The sequence below is a fragment of the Candidatus Firestonebacteria bacterium RIFOXYD2_FULL_39_29 genome (genome assembly GCA_001778375.1).
In the GTDB taxonomy this organism is placed as follows: domain Bacteria; phylum Oederibacteriota; class D2-FULL-39-29; order D2-FULL-39-29; family D2-FULL-39-29; genus D2-FULL-39-29.
In genome coordinates this window covers 1-5,425 of the sequence record MFGV01000037.1, presented here as the reverse complement: position 1 = coordinate 5,425, position 5,425 = coordinate 1, and the positions used below count along the sequence as shown (strand labels likewise).

Below are 5,425 nucleotides of genomic sequence, written 5' to 3'. Positions count from 1 at the left end.
CGATACATGGCTTGCTCCTTTGGAGTGAATATGCCATATTATATCATGTTAGTAATTTAATTGCGACACAGTCTGAATTAGTCAATATACTTTAAGGAGGTTTAACACATGTCAGACAGTATACTCAAACAAAAAGGCGATACATCCTGGTTCACTCATGACCGGTTTGGGATGTTCATTCACTGGGGGCTTTACTCACTTCCTGCGCGCCACGAATGGGTGCGGAGCTATGAAGGCATACCGGAAAAAGATTACCAGAAGTATTTTGACCATTTTGAACCTGATCTCTACAACCCGGAAGCATGGGCAGACGCAGCAGCCAAGGCAGGAATGAAATATTTTGTAATAACAACCAAACATCATGAGGGCTTTTGTCTCTGGGACACAAAATACACTGATTATAAAGCGTCCGAAACGCCTCTTTACGGGAAAGATCTCCTCACCCCGATGGTAAACGCTTTCAGGAACAGAGGAATTAAAGTTGGGTTCTATCACTCCCTTCTCGACTGGTCTCATCCGGATTACACGGTTGATAACTGCCATCCCATGAGAAATAACAAAGAATACCTCAAGAATGAATCTAAAAAAAACATGGCTAATTACAGAAAATACCTTTACGGACAGGTTGAAGAACTTACAACTTTATTCGGAAAAATTGACATTATCTGGTTTGACTTCTCCATCGCACCTAAAGGAGAATTCAAAGGCAAAGGAAAAAAAGAATGGGGCAGTGAAGAGCTCATAAAAATGATACGCAAAAACCAGCCGGGGATAGTTATAAACGACCGTTTGCAAATACCTCAGGATACATTCACCCCGGAACAGAACCAGCCGGCAGAATGGCATACAGTTAAGGGGAAAAAAGTTACATGGGAGGTCTGTCATACTTTCAGCGGCTCCTGGGGCTATCACAGGGACGAACAAACCTGGAAATCAACTGAGACATGCATTAAACTCCTTATTGACACCGTCAGCAAAGGCGGTAATCTTTTATTGAATGTAGGCCCGAACGCCAGGGGTGAGTTTGATTCCCGCGCAATTTACAGATTAGACGGGCTGGGTGAATGGATGAAACGCCACTCCCGCTCCATCTACGGCTGTACAGAAGCCCCAAAAGAATTTATCTGCCCGAAGGATTGCAGGCTTACGTACAATCCGGAAACAAAACGCCTTTACGTCCACTTATTCAGCTGGCCGTCAAAACACATCTATCTTGATTTTGCGGATAAGATAGGATACGCCCAGTTATTAAACGACGCTTCGGAAGTACAGTTCAAAACCAGCAGTACCTGGAATGTAAAAGTCAAGAAGAACCAGGCGTGTCTGACTTTACCAGAGTTGAAACCTATGGTTGAAGTTCCGGTAATTGAGATTTTTTTAAAGTAATCTATTTCAGGAGCGGCAAATGACATCAAAAGAGATAATCACAGCGATACTGAATAAAAAACCGGCGGAAAGATTCGGAGTTTATGAGCATTTTTGGCCTGAGACCATACCTGATTACTGGTCCAAGGAAGGGTATCCCGGAGAAGAAAGACCGGAAGAGTATTTTAATTATGATATTATCAGCGCCGGCGGTTGGATAGATTATATGTCTTCGCCGGGGAAAAAAGAAATTCTCGAGGAAACCGTTGATTGGCGGGTAATAAAGAACGGTAACGGCGCTTCAATGAAACTATGGAAGCATAAATCAGGAACTCCCGAACATATCGGGTTTGAAATGACAAGCCGTGAAGTATGGGAAAAGAGTTACCGCGAGCCGCTCCTTTCACTCGATAAAAACAGGCTGAATATTCAGAGAACAAAGAACAATCTTGAAAAAGTAAGAAAGACCGGTAAGTTTGTTGTGCTGGGAGACCTTTTTATTTTTGAGTTAATGAGGAACACAATAGGCGATGAGTATTTTCTGCCTGCCATGCTCCTGGAACCGGAGTGGTTAAAGGATTTTTGCGAAGTGTACACAAATTTTTATATTCAGCACTACGAGGTGCTTTTTAGGGAAGCAGGTAAGCCGGACGGAATGTTCATTTATGAGGACATGGGATATAAGAACGGATTATTTTGCTCTCCGGAAGCCTTGAAAGAACTGGTAACGCCTTATCACAAAAGACTGGTGAACTTTTTCAAGGATCATAAATTACCGGTTATCCTTCATTCATGCGGAGATGTCAGACGGGCAATGCCGTCGATTTTGGAAGCAGGATTTGACTGCCTGCAGCCTATGGAGGCAAAAGCCAATATGAATGTTATAGAACTGGCAAAGGAATACGCAGGAAAGATCGCATTTATGGGTAATATTGATGTAACAGTATTAAATACCGGTAATAAAATCGCGATAAAACAAGAGATAGAGTATAAATTAAAAGAACTTAAGAAATTGAAAGCGCCTTATGTGTTCCACAGCGACCATTCTATCCCTCCGGATGTGAGGCTTGAAACATACAAGTACGCTCTGGATGTTTACCGGGATAACTGTAAGCTCTGAAGAGCAATTCCCACGAGAAAAGCCAGAAGCATTACAGTAAAAGAGTACACCGAACTTGTAAAAACAAAAATAATATTCCTGGTCTAAACCACTTTAAAATAAGTCCCGAGATCCCTGAAATGGAATAATAAGACTATTACAACTTTACCTCGATAATCTCAGTCGTTTTTGCAAGAAGAACTTTCATATCAGGGACTGAAGCTGTTTTACAACCGCCCTGCGCCATATCGTCCCTGCCCCCGCCGCTACCTTCTGTTAGCGCGGCAATTTCTTTGACTATTACGCCGGCTTTTACCGACGCAGACAGTTCTTTTGTAACCATACAAACATATGAAACTTTTTCTTCACCTTTGGTAAAGAGAACAATAACACCCGCTTTCATTTTATCTTTTATCTTGTCCCCGATATCCCTGAGATCGCCCGGATTAACGCCGGCAAGTTCCTGCACAACTATTTTTGCGCCTTTAACTTCTTTGGCTTCTTTAAGGACATCGTCAGTCTTTGCGACACCTTCCCCTCTTTTAAGCTTTGAGATCTCTTTTTCCAGGGATTTTATCTGTTCGGCAAACTTACTTATCCTTTCCACGATAAGATTATCTTCAAGTTTTAAAAGCTCGGACAGGTCATTCAGTATTTTTTCTTTTTCCTTAATGATCTTGTAAGCGCCAAGACCCGAGACCGCTTCGATCCTTCTAATTCCTGAAGCGACTGAACTCTCGGAGGTGATCTTGACAACTCCGATCTTGCCGATATTTTTTACATGAGTGCCGCCGCAGAACTCTTTACTGACGCCCTCGACCGATACCACTCTGACAAGATCTCCGTATTTTTCCCCGAAAAGCGCAACGGCTCCCGTCTTTTTTGCCTCTGCAACAGGGAGTTCGGTAACCGTTACATTTGAGCTTTCTATTATCTTCTCATTGATCAGATTTTCGATCTTATCCAGTTCTTCCCTGGAAACAGCTTTAAAATGATTAAAGTCGAACCTGAAATACTCCGGGCCGACGTAAGAACCCGCCTGCCTTATATGCTCGCCCAGAACTTTACCCAGAGCCCAATGCAGAAGATGGGTCGCGGTATGATTACGCATGATCGCTTTACGCCTCGGAATATCTATAAAGGCCTTAACAAAATCCCCTACTTTTACGGCGCCTTTCTTTATTTTTGCTTTATGAACCGTGACTTTTTGCTGGAATTTTTCGGAGCTTATTACCAAAGCGGTGAATTTGTCATTGGAGATAATACCGGAATCCCCCGCCTGCCCGCCCATCTCGCCATAGAACGGGGATTTATTAAGAAGTATCGCAACATCCTCGCCTTCATTGGCCGAGTCTGCGACTTTACCGTCTTTTAACAATCCGATAACCTTTGCTTCTGCGTCATAAGAATCATATCCGGAAAACTCCGTCTTGGCAAATTGAGCCAGCTGCCCGCTCATCTCTTTTTCGCCTGAACCTTTCCAGGCAGAACGCGCTTTTTCCTGCTGGACGGTGAACGCTTTTTCAAAGCCGGCTTCATCAACTTTAACACTCTTTTCCGCAGCTATTTCTATGGTAAGCTCCAGCGGAAAACCGAACGTGTCATAAAGTTTAAACGCCTCTTCCCCGGGGATAACGCCTTTGTTCTTGTCCATAAACCCTTCAAGGAGATTCATCCCCTGATTCAGTGTTTCAAGGAACCTTTCTTCTTCCTGTTTGATTATCCGGCTTATCTGTTCCTTCCTCTCATCAAGTTCCGGGTAAGGCAACTTCATCTGCTCGACCACATTTCCGGATAACTTGTACATAAAAGGCAGGTCCTGTCCCAAAAGTTTTCCGAATCTTACCGCTCTTCTTATTATTCTGCGAAGTACATACCCGCGACCTTCATTAAGCGGAAAAATCCCGTCCCCGATAAGAAATGTCGTTGCTCTGGCGTGATCGGCTATGACTTTAAGCATTACATCTTTTTTTGCATCGTTTTTGTAAACAGTATTCGTAAGTTTTCCCGCTTCAAGCACCAGGGGTTTTATAATATCAATATCGTAGTTATTCTTTGTATCCTGTAATATCGAAGCCAGACGTTCCAATCCCATCCCGGTATCAACTCCACGGTTCTGCAGGGGTTTAAAAGAACCGTCAGGCTGGGCGTCGAAACAGGGGAACACATTATTCCAGAACTCTTCGAACCTGTCGCAATCACAACCCGGCTTGCAATCTTTTTTACCGCAGCCGAAGGAAGGGCCAAAATCTATATATATTTCACTGCAAGGCCCGCAAGGCCCTGTACCGCCCACCGGCCCCCAGAAGTTATCTTTCTTACCGAGACGCACGATTCTTTCCGCGGGAAGCCCTATCTCTTTATTCCAGATCTCAAAAGCTTCATTATCATCTTCATATATACTTGCCCAAAGGCTGTCTTTCGGAAGTTTCAGGACATTCGTAATAAAATCCCAGGAATAGGCCAGTGATTCTTTTTTAAAATAATCGCCAAAAGAAAAGTTACCTAGCATTTCAAAAAAAGTATGATGTCTCGGGGTTTTTCCCACATTCTCAAGATCCGGAGTCCTGACACACTTTTGACAGGAGGTTGCTCTTACATATTCAAGCTTGCCCTTCGAAACATACATGGATTTAAACTGCACCATCCCCGCAGAAGTAAACAACAGTGTAGGGTCATTTGAAGGAATTAACGAGTCACTTTTGACAAGAGTATGGTCTTTGGACTTGAAGTAGTCGAGAAATAATGTTCGGATATCGTTTGTGCGCATAATGAAACTCCTTTAAGTACTATTTACTAATGACTAGTGACTATTTTATGAAGCGAGAAATAACTCTCGCTATATTTACTAAAACATTATTCTTATTATTAAATTTTAGCGGAATCATTTATCCGCTTACCATAAATAGTCACTAGTCAATAGTAATTCAGACTGTGTCGCAATTATTTCTAGAAACACCG

General features: G+C 42.8%; 3 protein-coding genes. 2 read left to right on the top strand and 1 reads right to left on the bottom strand.

Annotated elements, in window-relative coordinates; translation table 11 throughout:
* Positions 1-108 precede the first annotated feature (108 nt).
* A complete protein-coding gene (locus tag A2536_05325) occupies positions 109-1,386 on the top strand; it encodes an alpha-L-fucosidase (protein OGF46770.1) in 1,278 nt (425 codons plus the stop codon).
* A gap of 19 nt (positions 1,387-1,405) precedes the next feature.
* Entirely contained in the window at positions 1,406-2,485 is a 1,080-nt protein-coding gene (locus A2536_05320) for a hypothetical protein (GenBank protein ID OGF46769.1), read from the top strand.
* Between the two features lie 136 nt (positions 2,486-2,621).
* Here A2536_05320 and A2536_05315 read toward each other — a convergent pair whose 3' ends face one another.
* Positions 2,622-5,234, bottom strand: a complete 2,613-nt coding sequence (locus A2536_05315) for an alanine--tRNA ligase (protein ID OGF46768.1) — start codon at positions 5,232-5,234, stop codon at positions 2,622-2,624.
* Positions 5,235-5,425: the final 191 nt, after the last annotated feature.